This is a genomic window from Gloeotrichia echinulata CP02 (genome assembly GCA_038087035.1).
Classification (GTDB): Bacteria; Cyanobacteriota; Cyanobacteriia; order Cyanobacteriales; family Nostocaceae; genus Gloeotrichia; species Gloeotrichia echinulata.
On the sequence record CP051187.1, the window covers coordinates 1,295,189 to 1,320,396 of the forward strand.

A 25,208-nucleotide genomic window follows, 5' to 3' on the forward strand; every position below is an offset into this window, starting at 1 on the left:
TTACCCTATCTAAAAGAATATAAAGTAGGTATGCTATACAGTAGAGAAAGGTAAAGAGTCATGGAAGCCGTAATAGAAGCTGTGAATTTTACAGGAATTCGTGTAATTGTTACCTCCGAAAAGTCCTTTGAAGAAGTCACCAAGAACATAGAGAAAATCAATGGTAGAAGTGACAACGCACTTTTTGAGCAAATGATTGATTCCCAGCAATCGCTTGAAGAAATCGAAAGTGGGATTAAATCGATGATTGGTCAAACCGGTTTTATGATATTTTCGCAAATTGAACATGGCAAACTCATGTCTCTTCTCGGCAAAAACAAAAATGCCAAGTTATACATAATTGGAAACCCACTAATAGCCAACCAAATGTTGGAAGAAAATCCAGCCGTTGGTCTTTATGTTCCATTAAGACTATTTGTCTACGATGATTACAATGGCAAGACCCATGTTACTTATGACAAACCATCATCGCTACTGGGACAATTTCCCAATCAAAAGATTTCAAAAATTATGCAAATTATCGATCAAAAGTTTGAAGAAATGGTCAGACTAGCTACTTGATAAATATTGTGTAACGCTTATAAAGCAAGGTGCGACAAATAAATGAAAAGTAGCCGAAAAAGTAGGAAATAACGAAGGTAAAGTTTATACTTTATGGCTCTTGTCTTGTACTTTTGAGTGAATAGCATTAAGTTGACAATCATCATGCAACATATCTAGATTTATTCAATTTTATGTTTGAATCAAAAAAAGTAATTAACGTTGAATTATCTCAACCGAGAATTGCGGTTATTGGTATGGGGTGTTGGTATCCTGGTGCAAAGGATTTACGACAACTCTGGGAAAACATACTTTCGCGGCGACGACAATTTAGAGAATCGCCTCCTCAGCGGTTACCACTTGCGGATTATTACGATCCAGATCCGAGGTTTCCAGACAAAACCTACGGGAAACTGATGGCGGTGATTGATGGTTTTGACTTCGATTGGGCGAGTAAGCGCATTCCTAAAACTGTAGTCGAGACAGCTGATATCGCTCACTGGGTCGCATTAGAAGTAGCGATCGCCGCTTTAGAGGATTCAGGTTATACCAGAGCCAATGTTCAGGGCGAACGTACCGGTGTCATCCTCGGTAACTCCTTAACAGGAGAACAAACCCGCTCTAACAACATGCGACTACGCTGGCCATTTATCCAAAGGGTAATCCGTGCAGCGGCACAGGCCAAGGGTTTGCCATTGCCAATGGTAGATGAACTGGCAACAGCAATGGAAGAATACTACAAATCAGTATTCTCACCATTTACCGAAGACACACTATCTGGTAATCTTTCTAATACTATCGCTGGAAGAATTTGTAACTATTTTAACTTTGATGGCGGTGGTTATACAGTAGATGGGGCTTGTTCCTCATCCTTAATTGCCGTTGCCACTGCTGCTAACGCTTTAAGTAATGGCGACCTCGATTTGGCACTGGCTGGTGGTGTAGATATTAGTCTAGACACCTTTGAACTAGTGGGATTTGCCAAAACAGGTGCCCTGACTAGGAAAGATATGAGCGTTTACGATCAAAAAGCTAGTGGCTTTATCCCTGGAGAAGGCTCAGGCTTCGTCGTTTTGAAGCGCTTAGAAGATGCTCGTGCTGACAAGGACTATATCTATGCAGTATTAAATGGCTGGGGAATATCATCAGATGGCAAAGGTGGGCTAACAGCACCGAGTCGGGAAGGACAAGCAAAGGCACTACGCCGCGCCTATGAGCGAGCCGGTTACAGCTTAAGTCATGTTGATTTTATCGAAGGTCATGGTACAGGGACACCAGTAGGAGATCGCGCCGAATTAGAAGGTATTTCCCTAGCTATGGGTGCGGACAGTCAAACAAATCCCCGTGCTTGTGGTGTTACCTCTTTCAAATCCCTAGTAGGACATACCAAAGCCGCCGCAGGTATTGGCGGGTTCATCAAAGCTGTGATGGCTGTTAACCGCCGAGTGATTCCACCATTAGCAGGCTGCAATGAACCAAACGAAGTATTTGACAAAGCAGCCCGCTGTCTGTACCCGGTGCTGCAAGGGGAAGTTAAAAAGACAACAGACACACTCCGGGCTGGAGTCTCCGCAATGGGATTTGGCGGGATAAATTGCCATGTAACTTTAGAATCTGGCGATGCTCCCGCGAATAAACTCGAACCATCAATTGATGAACAAGCTTTATTAGTTTCTGCTCAAGAAACAGAGATTTTTGTCTTGAGTGCAGCATCAATCCCAGCTTTGTTACAAAGCATAGATGCATTACTTGGGAAAGTACAAGGATTGAGTTTAAGCGAACTCATCGATCTAGCAGCACATCTTACGCAACAACTAAACCAGGAACTACCAGTACGAGCAGCACTCATCGCCCGTTCACCAGAAGAACTGTTGGCACGTCTTTTGTTCTTACAAGAATTGTTGAATGCTCAACCACTGGACGAGGGACAACTAATCCTCAATCCACAGCAAGGAATTTGGGTAGGAAATCAAGGAAAGCACAGCCGCATCGGTTTTCTCTTCCCCGGTCAAGGTTCGCAAAAATTGAACATGGCCCGTACCCTCGTACAACGCTTTAGCTGGGCTAGGGAATTAGTCAATCAAACCGACAAATGGCTACAAGAAATTGGTGCAGCCAGTATTAGCGAATATATCTATAGACCATTAGACCGGGCTATCAATCAAGAGCAGGTGGAAGAATGGGCTAAAAAAATTGCCCAAACCGAAATTGCTCAACCTGCGATTTGTCTGGCTTCACTGCTGTGGATGCACTACCTGCAACATCTAGGATTAAAGCCGATTAGTGTCGCTGGTCATAGCCTAGGAGAACTAACTGCTTTTCACGCCGCAGGTGCCTTTGACGAGGAAGCTTTGATCCGTTTAGCGGCTGTGCGCGGACGTGCCATGTCAGCTTCTGGACAAGGTGTGCGGGGAAGTATGGTCAGTATTGCTTGCTCCCGTGACAAAGCCGAGGAATTGTTAAAACAAGTCAATGGCTATGCGGCGATCGCCAATATAAATAGTCCCCAACAAATAGTCATATCTGGTGAACAGTCCAGCATTGAACAAGTCATTGAACTAGCCGTAGCTCAAGAAATCAAAACATACAAGCTTCCAGTTTCTCATGCTTTTCACTCTCAACTGGTTGCCGAAGCAGCCGAACAGCTACAGAATTATGAACTAGCTCCCAATACACTCAAAAAGACCACCCTAGGTCTTGTTTCCTGTGTAGATGGCCAGGAACCGCCCACAGGATTGCAATTGCGTGACCACTTCGCCCATCAGGTAGTAGCGCAAGTGGACTTTGTATCCCTGGTCAAAACCCTAGAGCAGACATGCGACCTACTAATAGAAGTAGGACCTGGAAAAGTCCTCTCTGGATTGGTCAGCGATATCAACGGGTTACAAGGGCTGCAATGTCTACCTGTAGAAGCAAAACCAGGATTTGACCAATCCTTGAACATGATGTTGGCTAACGTATTTGCTCGTGGTCATGACATCAACTGGGAAGCAGTTTACGAAGGTCGGCTGGTACGTCCTTTTGTACCCGCCTCAGAACGCATCTTCATTGACAATCCTGTAGAACGACCATTTCAAGTATCGACAACGTACTCATCTTCATCCTTGGGAATTACTTCTCAAAGCTTGCTGAATTATTCAGTGTTTGCCGAACACAACGATATTGCACCACAGGTACTGCAAAATTACTTAGCTCGACGCGGTAAGTTTATCGCTGAAGTCATCCGGGCTGATCTGCAAACTCTGCCTTTAGTCGCTAGTCCTGAAAATGCTGCGATTAGTTACACAGTGAATCGTAATGGTAATGGTTTCCATAAACCTGGGGAAAAGAATAGCGTTGTCGCCAATGGTAATCAGAGTGTTGAGTTCTTGTTAGCAGACTTGATTGTCCGACAAACAGGATATGTCAGAGAAAGTATCACAGCAGAATTGCGATTGCTTGACGATCTCAACCTCGATTCCATCAAAGCCGGTGAAATTGTCGCCGAAGTTGCCAAGCAATTTGGTGTTGCGGGGAAAATTGACCCACCAGCTTTAGCTAATGCCACAATTCAAGAGATTGGGGAAACAATTCGCAGTTTCATGTCCAATGGTCATGGAGCGGGTTCCCAAGTACCAACGATGTTGATGATCTCAACCGATGCGATCGCCACTTCACTGACAGACCTGATTATTCAACAAACAGGATATGTCAGAGAAAGTATCACAGCCGAATTGCGATTGCTCGACGATCTTAACCTCGATTCCATCAAAGCCGGTGAAGTTATAGCCGAAGTTGCCAAGCAATTTGGTGCCGCTGGGAAAATTGATCCGCCTTCTCTAGCCAACGCCACGATTCAAGAGATTGCTGAAACAATTCACATTTTCATACCAAATAATAATGATCATGAAATTAAAATCTCAGAACCAACCTCGAAAATTTCTTTAAAACAAGATTTCGCAAATCAAAACAATGGCAAGACACTAACATCTGGCTCAGAATTAACACGTAAGCAACTAGTCCGTGATTATATCATCCAAAATATTCCAGAAGAATTTCCCTCAGTTGCTTTAGGCAGACAGATGGAAGAAAACTGGCGCACGGCGAATGTGCTAATTCTTTATGAATTAAGCTCATCAGACAAAATAGTAGCCTTGTCTGAAGAGCTTCGCACTCAAGGCGCTCAAGTTCAAAGTGTCACCTTTGCAGAAGCCAGCCCTCAGACACTGACTCACAACGTTGATATAACTCACTTCATTGCTGTATTACCTTGTACACCCAATAGCGAGTTGTCCTCAGAAGCCCGTTTAATTGGCATGATTGAACGGTTACGTAGTGTTGCCATTCCACCTTTAGCATCCCGTGACCATAGAACAGTAGCTTATGTCCAATTTAGTGGGGGACATTTTGGAGTTCAACAGCCACTACCAAATATTGAACAATGCTGTACAGTTGGTTTTGCAGCCAGTTTGCATCTAGAGCGAACCGATCTCAAAGTTCGAGTAATTGATTTCTCCCCTACAGTAGCTCCCGCAAGTCTAGCAGAATGTGTCTTCAGAGAACTTTCTACTGCCCATGTTTATACAGCTGTCAGTTACGATGCTGATCTCAAGCGCTACGTTCCTCGGCCTCAGGTACAGCAACCTGTAGATTATCTAGACCGCAAAATTACCTGGTCATCTGAGGATGTCATCATCGTCACGGGCGGAGTAAAAGGTATTACTGCTGAATGCGCTTTGGCTATAGCTAAACAGACAGGTACTCGTGTAGCACTTGTAGGACGTTCACCCCATCCTGATGAGAACATTCAACAAAGTAGTGGTTCTGATATTACCCGCACGCTGCTGCGCTTTCATACTGAAGGACTAACCTGCCGCTACTATGCGTGCGATGTTTCTGATTACGATTCAGTAGTAAATCTTGTGCAAAAAGTGACACAAGAACTAGGTGAAATATCAGGAGTAATTCACGGAGCTGCCCTTAACAAGCCGAGGCTAATTGAGCAGGTTTCTGTGGAAGCAGCATTTGATGAAATCAGATCTAAGCTTATAGGATTGATCAACCTATGCAAAACACTAGAAACTACACCACTCAAGCTTTTTGTCGGTTTCTCCTCCGTCATCGGCTTTACAGGGATGCAACGCAATGCTTGGTATGGCTTCTCTAATGAAACTTTGGATCTGATTTTACGGCGCTTTCAAGCCCAGCACCCTCAAACCGCCGTGATTTCAATGGCATACAGTGTGTGGGATGAGGTGGGAATGGGAGCGCGGATGGGTAGCGTTCGTAGCCTCAGCAAACTGGGTATTAGTGCCATTCCCAAAGATACCGGCGTTAGTCGATTCTTGCATCTCATCAAAAATGAACCTGCAGATTTGCGAGTTGTGATAGCAGCACCAATGCAAACCTTAGCGGCTTTTGAATCGAGTGGCTTTGATACCTGGTATCCAGGATTATTCTCACCTCCAGCTTCGTCAAAGTTTCTCGAGAAGATCCTGATTTATCAACCAAATGTAGAGGTTGTTCTCAGGGTACACCTCAGTCTTGAGCGGGATTCATACTTGCTAGATCACCGCTACAGAGGTTCCTATCTGTTCCCGACTGTATTCGGCTTAGAGGCTATGGCACAAGCAGTTGCTTATGTCACTGGTAAAGATTCCTTACCGACTGTGCAGATAGAAGATATTCGTCTAGAACGTGCTATCGTTGTTGCTCCTGACAAGGGAGTAGACATAGAAATTCATGCAGAAGTCCTGGAGAGAAAGTTAAAAAATGATCCACAGCAAGTATATGTTTCTATCAAGACAGAACAGACAGGATTTGCCATCAGCCATTTTTCAGCCACATTTCTACTAGATGTTGACAAAAATCCAGCTATAGAAAAGGTTGAAGTTCCAGAAGTACCTCTAGATATTGAGCCTCTAGCAGATTTATATAGTTGGTTACTGTTTCAAGGTCCCAAATTTCAGCGCTTACAAAAGGTTTATAGCCTGAATTCCCACAGGTGTGTATTTAAAACCCAGAGAAACTTGTATTCTGCTCAGGAGCAAGAACAATCTCAAGATAGAGCGCAAGGGCCTTTCTTGCTCGGAGATCCTTATTGCAGAGACTCGTTGCTGCAAGCTGGACAACTGGTAGTTCCCCAGGATCTTTGTTTACCCATCCACATCGACAGTCTAGAAATCTATCAATCAGATGGAGATAAAACTGGTTCGTACATTGGTGTGACAATGCCACAAGGGCGAGAAGGTCAAAAATATCATAGTAATGTTTTTCTTTTAGCTCCCGATGGGCGTGTGATGGAAAGACTCAATAGCTATCAATTGCAGATACTAGAACACCGACAGGAGAATCCTACGGCTGAAGATCTGGCCGATCCTAGTCAAAGGGATGAACAAATTCTTCGCCGAGAATTGAGCAATCGCTCGCTTTTGTTCAAAGTTGTTACGCCAGAGATATCATTGGCTTATCTTCCTGGTATCCATGCATTATTGCCCACAGAACGTCATCAACTGGAACTACCAATATTCCACAGAGCGATCGCTCAACTGCTGAACAATAATGCTAATCTGATGTCTAAGATGCAGATTCAATGGACAGAATCTGGCAAACCAATAGTTATCGGACTACTAGACGAGAGAGTAGAAGTATCGCTTGCCCACGACGAACATGTTTGTTTCTGTGTTGTCGGTAGAGGAGTGCAGGGTTGTGACATTGAACCAGTAACTCATCGCAGTGTGGAAGATTGGATTGCTTTATTGAGTGATTCTCGATATCCATTAATCCAACAACTAGAGAGCAAAGACTCAGTAGATCGTGCTGGGACTCGGATTTGGACAGCTATAGAAGCCATACGTAAGGCGACTAAAGCCAAAGATATTAATTTAGCAATTGAGCGCATAGAAGGAGATAGCATTTTATTCAGTGATGTCACTACCAACAGTCAAATTCAAGTTCTTACCTTTCCCATTCAACTGACACGTAGTCCTGAAAGAATGATAGCCCTAGTTGTTGTCCCATTCCGCTCTTTAAATTGGATTGCTGGCTCAGTTTAAGTAGGTCGGCGCAATTAAATATAACTGGCTTTAGATAATTGTAGGTTGGGTTTCGTTCCTCAACCAAACCTACGCCTAAATAAAAAATCTGCCCACATCCCAAAACTTTTAGTGAACGAAATAGGAAATGTCTGTGAACAACACAACTCAATCTCAAGTTTACGATGTCGTCATTATGGGCGCGGGGATAGCCGGAGTATCTCAAGCTCGACACTTGCTGCTGAATATTCCCAACATCAAAATCGCCTTAATTGACCCACGTCCTGAAGAAAGAACTGAAAAAGATTTAAAAATTGGTGAGTCAACTGTCGAAATTTCTACTCTATTTTTCGGTAAAGAATTGGGTCTTTATGATTACTTAATTGAGAATCATCCGCCGAAATTTGGACTAAACTATCATTGGGCTAAAGACCCAAAAAATACAAATAATATCGATGATTACTATCATGTTTGGTCTATTAAACAACCCCCACTAGCTTCCGTTCTGATGAATCGCGCCAAGTTCGAGCGGGATGTCTTGAAAATGAACAAAGAGATGGGAGTTGACTTTTATAACGGTCGTGTAATTGATGTTAATTTAGCCTCTGGAGATACCCCAAACACTGTTAAGGTTAAAATAGGTAGTGATTACCTAGAACTTACAGCCAAGCATCTGATTGACGCCGCTGGACGCAAATTTATCATTGGGCAGAAGACAGATAATCTACTCTTTGGCCCTGAGAAACTCGTTGGTCTTAACAATGGCTCTGCATGGGTACGGGTTAAAAATGTTGATCGCACCATTTTTCATAGTGGTTACGATCCTACAGGTGCTACCTGTAGCCATTACTATGCCACTAATCACATGATGGGTCACGGACATTGGATTTGGGTCATTCCTACAGATACTCAAACTATGGAACTGTCAGTAGGAATATCCCATCATCATGAAGTTATCCCAGCGCAGAGCGTTAACACCAAAGAAAAGTTTTATGCGTTTCTAGAAGCAAATCACAACATTCTTTACCAACTAGTCAAGAGTGGAGAGGACATAGACTTTCATTACTTACCAAGGGTCGCACATAAAAGTAAAACTCTGTTTTCTCACGACAATTGGTATGTAATTGGTGACGCAGCAGCCATCTTCGATCCCTTTTATTCCTTGGGGATGGTAATGATGACATTTCAAATGGAAAGTGTCACAGAAATTATCCGGGCAAAATTAGCAGGTGAGCCGGATGTAGAGAAAAAGCGGGCTGTGTATAATGCATACAATCTTGGCTATATAGAATCTTGTAATCATCTTCTCCACGACCACGCTAAACAACTCGGTCATGCTAGCATCATGAGCTGGCGCGTCTACTTAGAAAACATGTGGTGGTTCGGGCTGATTGTACCTTTATATGTTGGCAAATGGCACTTAGATTTAAAATTTCTCCGCAGTTTTAGCCAACAAAGTCGTCAAGTCATCAGAAAACTGATGTCTCATGTTTATGAACAGTTTAATGAACTCATAGAAAAAGATGTTAATATTGGTATGATGTATGTCCATCGAGGGCAGCAATTACCTTTTGGTTACTACATAACCCAAGAATTTGATAGTTATCTACAAAATACAAAGTATGAACCTAAAAGATGCAATGTTTTTGCTTACATGAAAAACATTTACTTCTTTATTGCTCTTTGGTATCTCAAATTCCTGTGGAAAGGTTTTGGACTAAAAGGTGTGTTGTCACCAAAGAATCTCAAACATGTTTTTGCTTTACTCAATGCATCTGCTCAATCAAGCTGGAATGATTTCATTTACCGACGCCAGACCAAAGGTTTGCCGGCTAATAGTGAAATCGCTAGGGTAACAGAAGAGTTCAAGAGTTATAAATATCAACCTGAATTGGAGCCTTGGTTAAAAAGTCAGAATGCGGAAGAGTCAAAATTGCAGGAGAAAGAGCTAGTCGCATCTGAACTATAGCTCAATATGGTTCAGTGACTTCGTAGGGTGGACATTGCTACTCAAAAAAATTCAAATTCATACAATTTTCTAGTTGGTAAAAAGGAAAATTCCATGAACAACAATCAGTGCCGAACCTATGATTATGATGTAGTAATTATGGGCGCCGGATTTGCGGGAGTATGTCAAGCTCGCCACCTATTACTTAATGTTCCCAATATCAAAATTGCTTTAGTTGATCCTCGTCCTGAAGAACGGACAGAAAAGGACTTGAAAGTGGGAGAATCAGCGGTGGAAATCTCTACTCTGATGATCTGCAAAGAATTGGGTCTTTATGATTACATGATTGAAAATCATCCGCCCAAATTTGGTTTAAACTTTCATTGGCCTAAAAATCTAGAAAGTACAGAAAACATTGATGATTACCATCATCTCTGGGCTATTCGCCAACCACCATTGGCTTCTGTTCTCATCCAACGTCCCAAATTCGAGCGGGATGTGCTGAGGATGAATCAGGAAATGGGCGCTGTCTTTTATCAGGGTCGTGTTGTTGATGTTGAGCTAAACCCTGGCGATACCCTGAACCTGGTGAAAGTCAAACTGGATGATGAGTATATCGAACTGAAAGCCAAACATGTCATTGATGCATCAGGACGCAGGTTTATCGTTGGTCGCAAGACAGATAATTTATTATTTGGCCCTGAAAACGTCCGTGGCGTTAATAATGGTTCAGCATGGGTGCGGGTGAAAAATGTTGATCGCTCCATCTTTCACAGCGGTTATGATCCTTTAGTTTCCACCTGTAGCCACTACTATGCTACTAATCACTGGATGGGTCACGGACATTGGATTTGGATGATTCCCACAGACACTCAAAGTATGGAATTGTCTATCGGATTAGTCCACCATCACGATTATATTCAGGCTCAGACTGTCAACACTAAAGAAAAGTTTTATGCCTTTTTAGAAGCAAATCATAACATTCTTTATCGACTGATCAAGAGTGGCGAAGAAATTGATTTCCATTACTGGCCAAAGCTAGCTCACAAGAGTAAAACTATACTCTCAAAAGATAACTGGTATGTAATTGGTGATGCAGCAGCTATCTTTGATCCCTTCTACTCGATGGGAATGACGATGATGTCTTTCCAAATAGACACCGTTACAGAAGTAATTCGCGCCAAGTTAGCAGGTGAACCAGATGCAGAGAAGAAGCGGGCGGTTTACAATGGCTTTAATTTAGGGATGATTGAGCGTAATAATCTTCTTGTCAGCAATCATCCTCAGCATCTTGGTAATGCTAGCATCATGAGTTATCGCATGTTCCTAGAAAACATGTGGTGGTTTGGAATGATGGTTCCTTTGTATGTGGGTAAATGGCATTTAGATTTGAAATTCCTGGCAAAAATTAAGCAGCCAGGTCGTGTATATATTACCGAAATCCTAACTGCTGCATACAAGCAATTAACAGAGTTGGCACAAAAGAACGCCAACATCGGGTTTATGTATACCCATCGAGCCGATGAATTGCCTTTTAATTACATAATGAGCCGGGATTTTGACGAATACATCCACCTGACCAAGTACGAACCTCAACGAACTAATGTTTTTGTATCTATGCAATACACTCACTTTTTCGTGGCTATTTGGTACCTGAAATTCCTATGGAGGGGTTTTGGACTAAAAGGTTTGTTAGCACCACAAAATCTGAAGCACATTTTCGCTTTACTAAAAGCATCTGCTCAAGCTGGTTGGGATAACTTTATTTTCAAATGGCAAACCAAAGATGTGCCAGACAACAGCATAACTGCTAAGGCTAGAGAAAATTTCAAAAGTTACCAACATCAAACAAAATTGCAGCCTTGGTTAAATTTGGTCAAGGAAAAAACTGTCCAAAATGGGGCTGATGAATTGCCAAATATTCAGGATAAAACTGTAGCAAAAGTTCCTGAGCTAGTTGGGGTTTCAGCTAAAGCCAACTCCTAATTTTAACAGATTATTGTAAGGGCACGGCAATGCCGTGCCCCTAACTATGTACTTCATGTATCTGAAAAATGGTGAAAAAGCTATGCTCACTCAAGTAGAATATTATGAAATTGAGAAACAGCGCCAGTTTTTTAATGTTGGCAAAACAAAAAGTATTGATTTTCGGATTCAACAACTGAAAATTCTTCAGCAAGCGGTTGAGAACAATAAAGATAGTATTGTTAAAGCTTTAAAAGCTGATTTGCGTAAATCAGGCTTTGAAGCTTATTTTGAAATAATTGGCGTTTTAGAAGAAATTAAATATGCTCTGAAAAATATTAGAGCCTGGACAAAACCACAGAGGGCGGCTACTCCCTTTTTTCAGTTTCCTTCTTCTGCTCAAGTTCGTTCTGAACCTCTTGGTGTTATTCTGATTATTGGTCCTTGGAATTACCCATTTAATTTAATGTTTGCTCCATTGGTGGGTGCGATCGCATCTGGAAACTGTGCAATTTTAAAACCATCAGAAATCGCTCCTGCTACCTCTTTCCTTGTAGCCAAAATAGTAAAGGAAAATTTTGACCCATCTTTTATTGCAGTCATTGAAGGTGGGATTGAAACAAGTCTTACACTATTGGCACAAAATTTTGATCATATCTTTTTCACCGGTGGCACTGAAATTGGTAAAATTGTCATGACAGCCGCCGCTAAAAATCTCACACCAGTTACCCTAGAACTAGGAGGAAAAAGCCCTTGTATTGTTGATGAAAATACTCATCTTGAACATACAGCTAAAAGAATTGTTTGGGGCAAATTCTTTAATGCTGGTCAAACTTGTACTGCGCCTGATTATCTATTAGTCCATCGTCAAATTAAACAAGATTTATTGGCTAGCATCAAAAAACAAATAGGAATTTTTTACGGTGACGACCCGTCAACAAGTAAAAGCTTTGCTAGAGTCATTAATCAAAAACATTTCCATCGCCTTGCTGCTTTATTAAAAAGTGGTAAAATTTTAGTTGGAGGCGAAACTGATTTAGATGATCTTTATATTGCTCCCACGGTTATCGATCAAGTTTCTTGGCAAGACAAGATCATGCAAGAAGAAATTTTTGGTCCGATTCTTCCAGTTCTAGAATATACAGATTTAGCAGAGGCGATCGCCCTAGTTAATCGACAACAAAAACCCCTCGCTTTATACTTCTTTTCCAACAATAAAAAAAATCAAGAGCGGATTTTGCAAGAAACTGTTTCTGGCGGAGTCTGCATTAACGATACAGTCATGCATTTGACTGTCCCTTCTTTACCTTTTGGTGGAGTTGGTGCTAGTGGTATGGGTCGTTATCATGGTAAAGCTGGCTTTGATAACTTTTCTTATCAAAGAGCAGTATTAAATAAATCTTTTCTCATAGATTTAAAATGGAGATATCCTCCCTATGCTGAGAAAAAGAAACATTAACTAATATTCTTAACTAACTGATTGTGAATTCCTAACCTAATAATAAAGTAGTCTTGACTATGACCATCGCCAAAGAAATTAGTCCCTATCTTACAGGTAACTTTTCTCCAGTACAAACAGAAATCACAGCCGATAACCTCATAGTAATTGGAGAATTACCAACTGATTTATCAGGAATGTTTGTCCGCAATGGACCAAATCCCCAGTTTCCTCCTAAAGGAGATTACAGGTGGATTGATGGCGATGGTATGTTGCATGGGGTGCAGATTAGTAATGGTAAAGCCACTTACCGTAACCGCTATGTCCAGACACGAGGACTTGAACTAGAGCAAAAAGTTGGTCGAGCCATATGGACAGGTCTAATGGAATCGCCACAGCTTCACAACCCTCCGAATAATCTCTTTAGTCCGTTTAAGAACACTGCTAATACTGGTATAGTGTGGCACGCAGACCAACTCCTAGCGCTTTGGGAGGGAGCAGAACCATACAAAATTGCGGTGTCTGATTTAGCAACAATTGGACCATACACTTATCAAGGTCAACTTACCTCTGCTTTCACCGCTCACCCCAAAGTGGATTTTATCACAGGGGAAATGATGTTTTTTGGCTATTGTCTACTAGAGCCACCTTATTTGAAATACAGCGTGGTTTCAGCCAAGGGAGAGTTAAAAAGAACAGTTCCCATTGATTTACCTTGTGGAGTGATGATGCATGATTTTGCCATCACTGAAAACTACACTATATTCATGGATTTACCGTTGACATTTAGTGTAGACAGGCTACGAAGCAGAGAACCAGCTTACATGTTTGAACCAAATGCTCCCAGTCGCTTTGGTATTATTCCCCGTCATGGAGATAACACAAATATTCGCTGGTTTGAAGTTTCTACCTGCTATGTTTTACATACTCTCAATGCTTATGAATCAGGAGAGGAAATCGTCGTCATAGCCTGTCGGACAAATGATGCTCAACTGCTGAATATACCCACAAAAACAAATTTACGTCACCATCAGGTAACGCAACCGGAGTTATATTGTTGGCGATTTAATCTCCGCACAGGTGTAGTTCATGAAGGAACAATTGATGATTTGTCCTCAGAATTTCCTACTCTAAATCAGCAATTTGTAGGACGACGGAATCGCTACGGCTACTCAGCCAGAATGGTGCCGGAAATGTTGCCTATTTTCACTTCTGATGCCGTAATTAAGTATGATTTTGCCAATGATGATTCCCAAGTGCATGAGTGGGGTTCAGGTCGGTATGGAGGAGAAGCAATATTTGTCCCCCGTTCAAATAGTAATCTAGAGGATGATGGTTGGTTATTAACTTTTGTCTATGACACAGCTTTCAAAACTTCAGAGTTAGTAGTGCTAAATGCTCAAAATATCACAGATAAACCTGTAGCCCGGATTTTACTACCACAACGAGTTCCTTACGGTTTCCACGGAACTTGGATTGCAGAAAAATGAATTATGAATTATGATTTTTTAATGCATCCAGTAGGCTACGCAATGCCAAGCAAAACCCAGATGTGTAAGGCATAGCCCTACCTAGATGTAATTCAAAAATCTATTAATTATTAATTAAGTCGGCGCGAAAAAACAAAACTATATTACTACATGTAAATATCCTCCAAATGCTTACAAATGACAAATGACAAATGACAAATAACAAATGACAAATGACAAATGACGACCAAAGCTAGTATGGTGTATTTGCGCCGACCTACTTATTAATGCATCCAACTTTTTAAATCAGGAAAAATATCATGATACAAGACGCTTGGCAATCAAGTTTAAATAAAGCCACACTGCCGACAGATTTGATCGCTACTTGGGCTGAACGCGAAGTAAAAGAAAGTGATAGCGGTATCCAGAAGCGATTAGAACAGGCTGGTCGTTCGTTAATGAAAGGATACCACACAGCTGTTACTGATGAATTAGAAGCGATCGCCCCCAAGTTAAATGAACTAGATGAAGAGTTGCGGGGATTTGCTTACGAAGGCGTCGGTATGGGACTAGGACAGCGGGATTTTCTCACACCCACTACCCACAATCGCATAGCCACCTTGGTTACAGGAGATGGAGCCGTTTATCATAACTGGGTTTATGTCGGTTTGGGCTTGATGTTGGCTAGGGTGGGGCGACCTATCGAACCAATTTTGCAAAGATTTGATAACGTCAAGGCTTGGTTAATAGTCGATGGCTACGGCTTTTATCAAGGTATGTTCCACTGGCGAGACTCACTGGATAATCAAGTCATCTCGGAACAAATTTCTGGTTATACTCGCAGTGTCTTTGACCAAGGTTTGGGTCGCAGTATTTGGTTTGTCGATGGTGGTGATGTCAATCGCATCATACGCACCATTGATGCCTTTTCACCCGAAAGACGAGAAGACTTGTGGGGTGGTGTAGGTTACGCCTGTGCTTACGCTGGTGGTGCAGAACGTACAACTATAGAAGCTTTAGGAAATAAAGCAGGTGCTTATCACTCTTGTTTAGCCCAGGGTACTGCTTACGCAGCCAAGTCCCGCCAAGCACTTGGTAATCAGTCAGTTTACACAGAATTGGCTTGTCAGGTGTTGTGGGAAATGGGTGCTGATGCTGTAGCTGACAGTTTGGCCAATCATGGCGAAACTCCAGTATGGCAGCATTACCGGGCGCGGATACCTCATCCAGTGAGAAGTAAGATAGCAGCTTAGTGCAAAATTGTCAAGATATATAAGGATAATCAAAATGACACAACAAGCTTGGCAAATCAGCGCCGAACAAGCTAGTACGCAGATGATAGGTAATTGGGTGGGACGTAAGGTAATCCCAAAAGATCCGAAAGTGCCACAGCGATTTAGATATGTTGCTTCTGGCATGTGGCAAGGATACCATGCAGCGATCGCCGATGAAGAACCAGAGGCGCTCGTGGCCAAACTAAATGCAATTGACTCGGAGTTGCTAGGATTTGCCTTAGAGGGCGTAGCTATAGGTCTGGCTGAACTAGATGCACTCAAACCCCAGGAACAGAATCGAGTAGAGGCTTTTGTTGCAGGCACCACACCAGCTTATCAGACGATGGTTTATCTAGGGGTAGGCTTGGGACTAGTTCGAGGCAAGCTACCGATTGAGCCATATTTAAATCAACTGAACCCCGTAATATCTTGGCCAGTAATCGATGGTTATGGCTTCAATCATGGTGTTAATTACTGGCAAGATTACATAGACGGTCAAGCTATTCCTGCACAACTTTCTGGCTATCTGCGCTGCGTCTTTGACCAAGGTCTAGGTCGCGGTATTTGGTTAGTAAATTGTGCTGATGTTGACCGAATTGCAACGACTATCGGCGCTTTTCCCGCCACAAGACAGCCAGACCTTTGGGGGGGTATTGGTTTCGCTTGTGCTTCCATTGGTGGCGCACAAAGCTCAACTATAGAAGCTTTAGGCAAAGTAGCTGGCGATTATCTGTTGCAGTTGGCTAAAGCAGCTACTTGTGCCGCCAAATTCCGTAAATTGCTTGGGAACGAAGCTGGCTATACGGCTTTAGTCAGTGAAGTATTGTCCAGCATGGCAACTGAAGCAGGATTTGAAATTAAACAGACTCCTGTAGAAAGTTTACCAAACAATGGTGCAGAACCAGACCAACAAATCTGGCAACACTACCGAGAATATCTGCTGGTATAATCCAAGACTTATGCCAAGTTGAAAAAAAATGGGACAGATAAGTAGGTCAGCGCAAATAAACCGTACGGTCGAGGGTCGTCATTTGTCCTTTGTCATTGGTCATTGGTAAGAGTTTCAGGCTTGTTTACTTTTCTTAACATAGTTTGGTTTATTTCTGCCTACTTACTTAATGAGTAATGAGTAATGAGTAATGAGTCGTGAGTGATGAGTCGTGAGTGAATTATTTTTTATTTTTCTTTCAACTTGTTGATTGAAGTTGTTAATATCTTAATAATTCTTTCATTACTTATTACTTATTACTCATTACTCATTTTATCGATGTGTTGCAAAGATTTTTTGAATTGGTATTACTTGAAAACTTCAATACAAAATAATTATGGTAGCTAACTTTTTTACTGCGTTTTTTGTACCTACAGCCTTGGGTATCATGATGCTAGGGATGGGTTTATCTCTTTTACCAGAAGATTTTCAACGTGTAATCAAGTATCCCAAAGCTGTCTCCATCGGCTTGATAAGTCAGTTGGTTTTTTTACCTATTATTGGTTTTGTCATTGCTAAAGTTATACCCATGCAACCGACGATTGCAATGGGGTTAATCATAGTGGCAATATGTCCAGGTGGTCCGTCCTCGAATCTAATTACATTCCTAGCTAAGGCTGATGTTGCACTCTCAGTCACTCTGACGGCTTGTAGCAGTCTAATTACAGTATTTACAATTCCAGTGTTGGCAAACCTTGGATTTAACCATTTCCTCGGAGAAAGTACGGCGATCTCCCTACCCATTGGTCCAACAATAGTGCAAATTTTTATCATGACCCTCCTTCCTGTAGGGTTAGGAATGGGGTTGCGGCAGATCTATCCTGAACTTTCTCGTCGTCTAGAAAAACTGACTACTCCCGTCGCGTTCGCATTAATCAGTATAATTATTTTGATGCTGATAATTTCGGAGTCAAAACGTCTCTCTGGCTTTTTTCTCCAAGTTGGAGTCGGCGTTGTGCTGATGAATACTCTCTCAATGTTGGCAGGCTTTTATATCAGCAAGCTCTTCAAGCTCAATCCTGCCCAGCAAATATGCATTGCTATTGAAGTTGGCATTCAAAATGGTGCCCTGGCGCTCGCAATTACCGTCGGAGTACTCAAAAATCCTGATATGGCAATGGCGGCTGCGGTTTATACTTTATTTATGTTTGTGACAGGGTTTATTGCTATTAGCTACGGTAGAAAGTTGGCTACATCTAACCACCACTCAAAAATGGCGCAAAAATCAGCTACCATAAGGAACTAATTAGTTTAGTGCGTAGTATGTTTTGGCGGCAAGGATTGGCTTTAATTTTGGGGATGATTGTATTGTGCATGACTTCCCCCGCTCTGGCAGACTGGACTCATCCGCTGTCATTTAGCAATGCAGAGTTGACAAAACAAGATTTTTCGGGACAAAGTTTACAAGGGGCTGAGTTTTCTAATGCCAATTTGGAACTGACTAACTTTGCAGGCGCTGACTTGCGGGGAGCAGTTCTGAGTGCTTCGGTGATGACACAAGCGAATTTACACGGGGCAAACTTAAGTTATGCATTGGTTGATCAGGTAGACTTGACTAAGGCAGATTTAAGTGATGCCGTTTTCAAAGAAGCTCTGTTGCTGCGTGCTATTTTTGAAGATGTAAATATCACCAGCACGGATTTTACTGATGCGGTTTTGGATCGGGCGCAAATTAAAGAATTGTGCAACAAAGCCAGTGGTGTCAATTCCAAAACAGGTGTGAAAACTCGTGATTCTCTAGGATGCTCATGAAGCGTGTAGGTATAATTGGTGGTGGTCAACTAGCCTGGATGATGGGAGATGCAGCCAAGAAGTTAGGAGTCGAATTGATCATACAAACTCCTAGCAACGAAGATCCTGCTGTCACTATAGCCGAGGATACGGTTTTTGCCCCTGTGGATGACGCTATTAGCACAGAAATTTTAGCCGCCAAATCTGATGTCGTCACCTTTGAAAATGAGTTTGTCAACCTTGATGCTTTATCCCTTCTAGCACATCAAGGCGTTTGTTTCCGTCCACGATTAGCAGCATTGGCGCCCCTGTTAGATAAATATCACCAGCGCTGCTATTTACGGGATTTGGGATTACCTGTCCCGAATTTTTTTGCCCTTGACCAGTATGTCAACACAAATGGAGCAGAAAATCTTCAATCTAAAGTCGAATATCTCGGTTTTCCAGTAGTCCTCAAATCGCGCCGCCACGGCTATGACGGACAGGGTACTTTTATTATTGACGATTGGACTAGTTTGCAACAAAAGTTAAATACTGTCAATCCAAAAAAAACTTTCGGACAACCGCTATTTTTAATCGAAGAATTTGTACCCTTTGAGCGAGAGTTGGCAATTATAGCAGCTCGTTCTGTAGATGGGGAAGTTGTGACTTATCCAGTTGTGGAAACTCAGCAAGAACAACAGGTGTGTCGTCGGGTAATTGCGCCAGCCGATATTACCGCCAATCAAGCTGCAGAAGTAGAAGCGATCGCTCACACTTTACTCAATAATCTACAAGTCGTGGGAGTGTTTGGCATTGAGCTATTTCTCACCACCGATGGTAGAATCCTAGTTAATGAAATTGCCCCCCGCACCCACAATTCTGGACATTTCTCCCTAGACGCTTGCGAAACTTCCCAATTTGAGCAGCATCTGAGAGCAGTTTGTGGCTTACCCTTGGGTAATACCGCCTTAAACTGCGCCAGTGCTGTGATGGTCAACCTCTTGGGATACGAAAATTCTCAAAGTGACTACCACAGCCAACGCCAACAACTAGCAGAAATTCCCCAAGCCACTGTCCACTGGTACGGTAAAACCGAATCCCGTCCTGGGCGTAAACTGGGACATATCACCGTTTTGCTGAATCATCAGAACCGAGATGCAGCAAACGCTATAGCCGACACCATAGAATCTATCTGGTATCCCAATTAACATTGAACCGTTAACGGTTAACGGTTCAATATTTTGAAATTGTCAGAAAATTTTCATACTCAACACACAACATCTTTTTCAAGGTTATAATGACTCTAGTTGCACTACGACGTTGGTGACTGCCATCAAGTTTTTTGATCTATGTCTTTAAAGAAAAGGGAATCAAAGAGTTTTCGTGGCAGTAGACCGGGCTAGTACCCGGAAACTTTAAACGAAGAATTGCGGTACCCACCTGGTTTAACCAGGTCATAAACTTAGGTAAAACGGCGTCGCGGTGAACTTCAAATTTTTAGCTCCCAAGGTTGAAATAATCTTGGGAGCTTTAATTTAGGTTGAGCCGAGATAGCTGCGATTTCGGAAATAGAGGCTCTTAACGCTTATCCCACTTATATTTGGTAATTTGCTACTTTATTATACGCAACACTGTTGTAGGTAACGAAAAATCAAGGGTTTTCAGTCCTTATTTCCGCACTAGTAGTCTGTCAATTTTGTTTTGAGGGATTTTTGGTAGTGTGAGCGTCTCGCTCACGCGGGCAAGATGCCCGCACTACAGTCCATCATTTTTATCTTGACAGAGTACTAGGGCGTGTTTTCAAAGTCTCATATAATACTACAAAAACGCTGATACATATAGATTTCGCGTAGGGGCACGGCAATGCCGTGCCCCTACAGCTGGTATCATATCGTGTGGATTTAGAGGTATCTAAAAATTGATCCGGCTAAACAAATAGTTTGAAATCGCGGGACTAGCCTTTATCTCGGCTCAACCTCTTTATGCTGCTTGCCGGATCAATGAAGCTTGCACTTTGGCGGTTCTAGATGTGTTTGGCAGCAACGGTGTCAGAGGGGTGTTGGTGTTACGCAGCGTCAACACCAAAGGCAAGCGGGACACTAGGGAAATCCAAGTTCATCCCAAGCTTAGGCAGTATTTAGAACAGTACAACCCTAACCGCCGCAAGGAGTTCTTGTTTCCGGGGCGGCATGGGTTGGGACATATTCACAAGGTCAGCGCTGACAAAATCCTCAGAGATACCTGTGTGCGGCTGGGGATTGAAGGCGTTAGTACCCACAGTTTCAGGAGGACTGCGTTAACCAGGATGAGCGATGCGGGGATACCGTTGCGCCACATTCAGGAGATATCGGGGCATCGGACGTTGGCAGCTTTGGAGCGATATCTGGGTGTGACTGAGAAGCAGAAGCAAAACGCGATCTCAGCTTGAGGTTGAGCCGAGATAGCTGCGATTTCGGAAATAGAGGCTCTTAACACTTATCCCACTTGTATTTGGTAATTTGCTACTTTATTGTACGCAACACTGTTGTAGGTAACGAAAAATTAAGGGTTTTCAGTCCTTATTTCCGCACTAGCCTTTATCTCGGCTCAACCTCAAATAGAAGACTTGCTAGTTTATTGCTTAAATAGACCACGCGGTAGGGGCGCAAGGCCTTGCGCCCCTACGAGCATCTGTGGTTACTGGATGAAAATATCTCTAAGTTGACACCAGTGGGAAACCGCTTCCTACAAGACGCCGAGCGAATCGCAAATTGGGGAACTCGATGAGGAGTCAGCAAAAACTGCTCAAGAAAATAAAATCTGTATAAATGACTTCAAAATTTGGCACATTTCAGAGTTAAGATAGTCAAATTGCGTTAAATTGTGGTTAAAACTACAGAAAATTGTCAAAACAACAACCAACTAGTACCGTGTTTCCCGCCTCGGTTTTTCACCTAGACAATGGTTTAACGTTGATTCATCAAGAGATTCCCACTACACCCGTAGTTGTGGCTGATGTTTGGGTGCGTGCTGGAGCCTGCGTTGAGTCAGAACATTGGTTTGGGATGGCGCATTTTTTAGAACACATGATTTTTAAAGGCACAGCGACCTTACCCCCTGGGGCATTTGATTATAACATCGAAAATAGAGGTGGGGTGAGTAATGCTGCTACGAGCTACGATTATGTCCATTACTCTGTCACCACAGCAGCGGCTTATCTAGAAGAAACTCTACCCCACTTAGGCGATCTGTTGCTGAATGCGACAATTCCCGATGATGAATTTATCCGGGAACGGGATGTGGTGCTAGAAGAAATTCGCGCCTGTCAAGATGATCCCGACTGGATCGGATTTCAAACTCTCATCGGGAGCATCTACGATCGCCATCCTTACGGTCGTCCAGTTTTGGGGACTGAGGAAGAACTAATGCACCACTCACCAGAAGCAATGCGCCGTTTTCACCGCGCCCACTACCAACCAGAAAACATGACGGTGGTCATTGTTGGCGGAATTGCCCAACAGCCAGCATTAGAATTAGTCAAACGCACCTTTAAAAATTTTGGACATCGCGCTGATTGTCCGCCATGCGAAAAACTGCCCGAACCAATAATATCAGGAATTTGTCGTCGAGAGATCATTTTACCACGGCTAGAGCAGGCGCGGTTGCTGATGGCGTGGACTGCGCCAGGAGTAGAACAACTGCGGACAGCCTATGGTTTAGATATGCTGACGGTATTACTCGCAGAAGGGCGGACTTCCCGCTTAATACAAGATTTACGCGAAGAAAGACAATTAGTACAAGGAATTTGCAGTAATTTTTCCTTACAACGGGAATCGAGTTTATTTACCATTACTGCTTGGTTGGATGCAGAACATTTGGCGGAAGTTGAATTGTTGATTCGCGCTCACTTGGATAATTTGCACAGCCAAGAAATGAGCCAGCGGGAACTCGCCCGTATCAGCAGGCTACTGTGTAATGAGTATGCCTTTTCCACAGAAACCCCAAATCAACTTACAGGACTTTATGGTTACTATAATACCATTGCCCAAGCAGAATTAGCGGTGACATATCCCCAGCAGATTAAATCATTTAATGCCCAAGAATTGCAAAAATTAGCTCAACAGTATCTTTCACCCCAAAATTACGCCGTTACCGTACTTAAACCCGATTAATCATATTAATCATTAATGTCGGTTGACTCTTGACCCTTGACCCTTGACTAATGACTCAAACTGTGAATAATTCCCTATCTGACTCCTCCATTCACCGGACTGTACTGTCAAATGGTATTGTATTACTAGTAACAGAAAATCCGGCTGCGGATATCGTCGCGGGGCGAATTTTTGTCCGTGCTGGTAGTACTTCCGAAAACCGGGAGCAGGCTGGTTTGGCACATTTGTTATCTGCAGTAATGACAAAAGGCTGTGATGGACTTTCTAGCTTAGAAATTGCCGAAAAAGTCGAATCTTTAGGCGCGGGTTTGAGCGCCGATGCTACGACTGATTATTTTTTGCTGTCCTTAAAGACGGTGACAGCAGATTTTGGCGAAATTTTAACATTGGCGGGGCGACTTTTGCGATCGCCGACATTTCCCGAAGCCCAAGTGGAACTAGAACGGCGTTTAGCACTCCAAGATATACGCTCGCAAAAAGAGCAGCCCTTTACCCTCGCTTTTGACCAGCTGCGACAAGTAATGTACCAACAACATCCCTATGCCATGTCGGTTTTGGGAGATGAAACCACCATGAGTAGTTTAACTCGTGAGGACTTAGTTAAATATCACCAGACTTATTTTCGTCCAGATAATGTGGTAATTAGTATTGCTGGTAGAGTTACAGCAAAAGAGGCAGTGGCGCTGGTGGAAGCAGTTTTTGGTGATTGGCAACCTACCGCCGAACCAACCCCCACATTAAATTTACCAGAAATTCGCGTCGAACCACAACCCAGACTCAAACCCCTACAGTCACAACAATCTATCGTCATGTTGGGTTATTTGGGACCATCGGTAAGTTCTCCTGACTACGCCCCTCTCAAGTTACTTTCTACCTACTTGGGAAACGGACTTTCTAGTCGCTTATTTGTCGAATTGCGCGAAAAGCAGGGTTTGGCTTATGAAGTATCTGCATTTTACCCTACCAGACAGTTGCCAGCCTCATTCGTCGTTTATATCGGTACCGCACCCGAAAATACCAGCATCGCCCTCAAAGGACTGCAAACAGAAGTAGATTTATTGTCTACCACCGAAGTCACAGCCAGTGCATTCCAGGCTGCTAAAAACAAGATACTAGGGCAGTACGCCTTAGGTAAACAAACTAATGGACAAATTGCTCAGATCTATGGGTGGTATGAAATTTTAGGGTTAGGAATTGAGTTTGACCGAACATTTCAGGAGATGATAGCAGCCGTAAATGTCACCGATGCTATCACAGCAGCGCGTCGGTATTTACACGAACCTTATTTGTCTTTAGTAGGTCCAGAGGAAGCAATTAATAGTGCTTGGCTTTAATGTCTACTAAGGTAACTTTACCAGGTAAAGCAGATTTTCAAATTCTTGGAAAAACCTATGTGGTTCATTCCTTTACCCAGCAAAATTTGTGTGGTGGACTACCAACCAGTAAGGTTTATTTGCACCGAGTTAGGTACTGACGCACAGAAGAATATATTAGCTTTTTTCTAGACTCAAGGCGCTGTAATATTAGCATCAGAATATTTCAGTGGCAAATTCCATGAAAGGCAGCCTGTCAGTAAGTATCTTGAGTCACTTAAACACACTAAAATCATTTTCCTTGGGTAGCAAGCCGTTGTCTTGGCTACTTTTATTGTCATCAACCCCTGTTTTTATTAGCACCTCTGCTATAGTATCAATTGCCGCACCAGAGGAAATTGCTCAAGTAATTGCAGGAGGTACAATTAATCGCCCTACCCTCAAAAGTGGTAGCCAAGGAGAGTCTGTATCGGAACTTCAGGCCGCACTGAAACTTTTGGGCTTTTATACAGGTCCAGTAGACGGTATATATCAAGAGAATACTGTTAGCGCCGTTTCCCGGTTTAAGCAAGCAGCTGGCTTAACACCTGATGGTGTTGTTGATAACATCACGTGGCAAAGACTTTTCCCTAGTGGACCAATCGTCTCATCTGGTGTTTCTCCCGCTAACTCCACACCTATGACAGCAGCACCGTTGACTGTTCCCACCCAATCGCGTAATAATTCATCGCGTAACATTTCTCAGGTTCTCAGACCCATCCCTGAGCCAAAGCCGGCTCAACCAAGACAGGCTAACATCCCCCGACAAACCAGGACTACATCGCCCCTGATTACACCCAGCCGTAACACACCCAGCCGTAACACACCCACCCGTAATACACCAATAATTAGCCCTGAACGCAACCCTTCCTTACAATACACCCAAGAAGGATTGCCGATTTTGCGTTTAGGGAATCGTGGTGCTGAAGTTGTCAAATTGCAACAGCAACTACAAAAGCTGGGTTTTTTAAGTGGGAGTATAGATGGAGACTTTGGTGCAACAACCGAAGCGGCTGTCAAAGCAGCACAAACACGGTATGGTTTAGAGCCTGACGGCGTAGTCGGTGGGTCTACCTGGGATTTTCTGCTTCAACAATCAAAGCGACAACGTTAAACTGAGATGAATTTGCTGTATAAGTAGGTCGGTACTAATAAAGTCTACTAGTGAGGGTTGTGATTTGTCATTGCTCAGGGTTTGAGGCATGTTTACGTTTCGTAACATTTTTTGGTTTATTCCCGCCTACTTACATAGTTCGATGTGTTTTATCGCTAATAGGCGAGATACTTTCTCATGTAGAGTGCGTTAGGCAAATTTAACGTACTCTACCTTATGAAAGTTTTGTATTTCATTTAATTA

At 42.8% G+C, this 25,208-nt stretch carries 15 protein-coding genes and 1 other RNA gene; all 16 read left to right on the forward strand.

The window, feature by feature from the left end:
* Nucleotides 1-60 precede the first annotated feature (60 nt).
* The 16 genes from HEQ19_05955 (at nucleotide 61) to HEQ19_06030 (ending at nucleotide 24,965) form a co-directional block, all read left to right on the forward strand.
* Nucleotides 61-561, forward strand: a complete 501-nt coding sequence (locus HEQ19_05955; protein WYL99127.1) for a DUF302 domain-containing protein — start codon at nucleotides 61-63, stop codon at nucleotides 559-561.
* Between the two features lie 173 nt (nucleotides 562-734).
* On the forward strand, nucleotides 735-7,574 hold the full coding sequence (locus HEQ19_05960; protein ID WYL99128.1) for an SDR family NAD(P)-dependent oxidoreductase: 6,840 nt from the start codon (nucleotides 735-737) through the stop codon (nucleotides 7,572-7,574).
* Between the two features lie 127 nt (nucleotides 7,575-7,701).
* The gene (locus HEQ19_05965) at nucleotides 7,702-9,522 is read left to right on the forward strand and encodes a tryptophan halogenase (GenBank protein WYL99129.1); all 1,821 of its coding nucleotides are present in this window, start codon (nucleotides 7,702-7,704) and stop codon (nucleotides 9,520-9,522) included.
* 93 nt (nucleotides 9,523-9,615) lie between these two features.
* Entirely contained in the window at nucleotides 9,616-11,487 is a 1,872-nt protein-coding gene (locus HEQ19_05970; protein ID WYL99130.1) for a tryptophan halogenase, read from the forward strand.
* A gap of 82 nt (nucleotides 11,488-11,569) precedes the next feature.
* Nucleotides 11,570-12,925, forward strand: a complete 1,356-nt coding sequence (locus tag HEQ19_05975; protein WYL99131.1) for an aldehyde dehydrogenase — start codon at nucleotides 11,570-11,572, stop codon at nucleotides 12,923-12,925.
* 59 nt (nucleotides 12,926-12,984) lie between these two features.
* Nucleotides 12,985-14,394, forward strand: coding sequence for a carotenoid oxygenase family protein (locus tag HEQ19_05980; GenBank protein ID WYL99132.1), 1,410 nt, complete (start codon nucleotides 12,985-12,987; stop codon nucleotides 14,392-14,394).
* 299 nt (nucleotides 14,395-14,693) lie between these two features.
* Nucleotides 14,694-15,626: a DUF1702 family protein gene (locus tag HEQ19_05985; protein WYL99133.1), complete on the forward strand. Its 933-nt coding sequence runs from the start codon at nucleotides 14,694-14,696 to the stop codon at nucleotides 15,624-15,626.
* 34 nt (nucleotides 15,627-15,660) lie between these two features.
* Nucleotides 15,661-16,596: a DUF1702 family protein gene (locus HEQ19_05990; protein ID WYL99134.1), complete on the forward strand. Its 936-nt coding sequence runs from the start codon at nucleotides 15,661-15,663 to the stop codon at nucleotides 16,594-16,596.
* A 376-nt stretch (nucleotides 16,597-16,972) separates the two neighbouring features.
* Nucleotides 16,973-17,881 carry a bile acid:sodium symporter family protein gene (locus HEQ19_05995; protein ID WYL99135.1) on the forward strand — a complete coding sequence of 303 codons (909 nt, stop codon included), beginning with the start codon at nucleotides 16,973-16,975 and terminating at the stop codon, nucleotides 17,879-17,881.
* 17 nt (nucleotides 17,882-17,898) lie between these two features.
* Nucleotides 17,899-18,387, forward strand: a complete 489-nt coding sequence (locus HEQ19_06000) for a pentapeptide repeat-containing protein (protein WYM03279.1) — start codon at nucleotides 17,899-17,901, stop codon at nucleotides 18,385-18,387.
* Nucleotides 18,384-19,556 (forward strand): 5-(carboxyamino)imidazole ribonucleotide synthase, encoded by a 1,173-nt coding sequence (locus HEQ19_06005; GenBank protein WYL99136.1) that lies wholly within the window; start codon nucleotides 18,384-18,386, stop codon nucleotides 19,554-19,556. Before HEQ19_06000 ends, HEQ19_06005 begins: the two co-directional genes overlap by 4 nt.
* 98 nt (nucleotides 19,557-19,654) lie before the next feature.
* Nucleotides 19,655-19,838, forward strand: a non-coding RNA gene (gene ssrS / locus HEQ19_06010) — 6S RNA.
* Between the two features lie 524 nt (nucleotides 19,839-20,362).
* Entirely contained in the window at nucleotides 20,363-20,776 is a 414-nt protein-coding gene (locus HEQ19_06015; protein WZI67122.1) for a tyrosine-type recombinase/integrase, read from the forward strand.
* Between the two features lie 481 nt (nucleotides 20,777-21,257).
* Nucleotides 21,258-22,499: a pitrilysin family protein gene (locus HEQ19_06020; protein ID WYM03280.1), complete on the forward strand. Its 1,242-nt coding sequence runs from the start codon at nucleotides 21,258-21,260 to the stop codon at nucleotides 22,497-22,499.
* 50 nt (nucleotides 22,500-22,549) lie between these two features.
* Complete coding sequence (locus HEQ19_06025; protein ID WYL99137.1) at nucleotides 22,550-23,833, forward strand: pitrilysin family protein; 1,284 nt, start codon at nucleotides 22,550-22,552, stop codon at nucleotides 23,831-23,833.
* Nucleotides 23,834-24,053: 220 nt separating this feature from the next.
* Nucleotides 24,054-24,965 carry a peptidoglycan-binding protein gene (locus tag HEQ19_06030; protein WYL99138.1) on the forward strand — a complete coding sequence of 304 codons (912 nt, stop codon included), beginning with the start codon at nucleotides 24,054-24,056 and terminating at the stop codon, nucleotides 24,963-24,965.
* Nucleotides 24,966-25,208 lie beyond the last annotated feature (243 nt).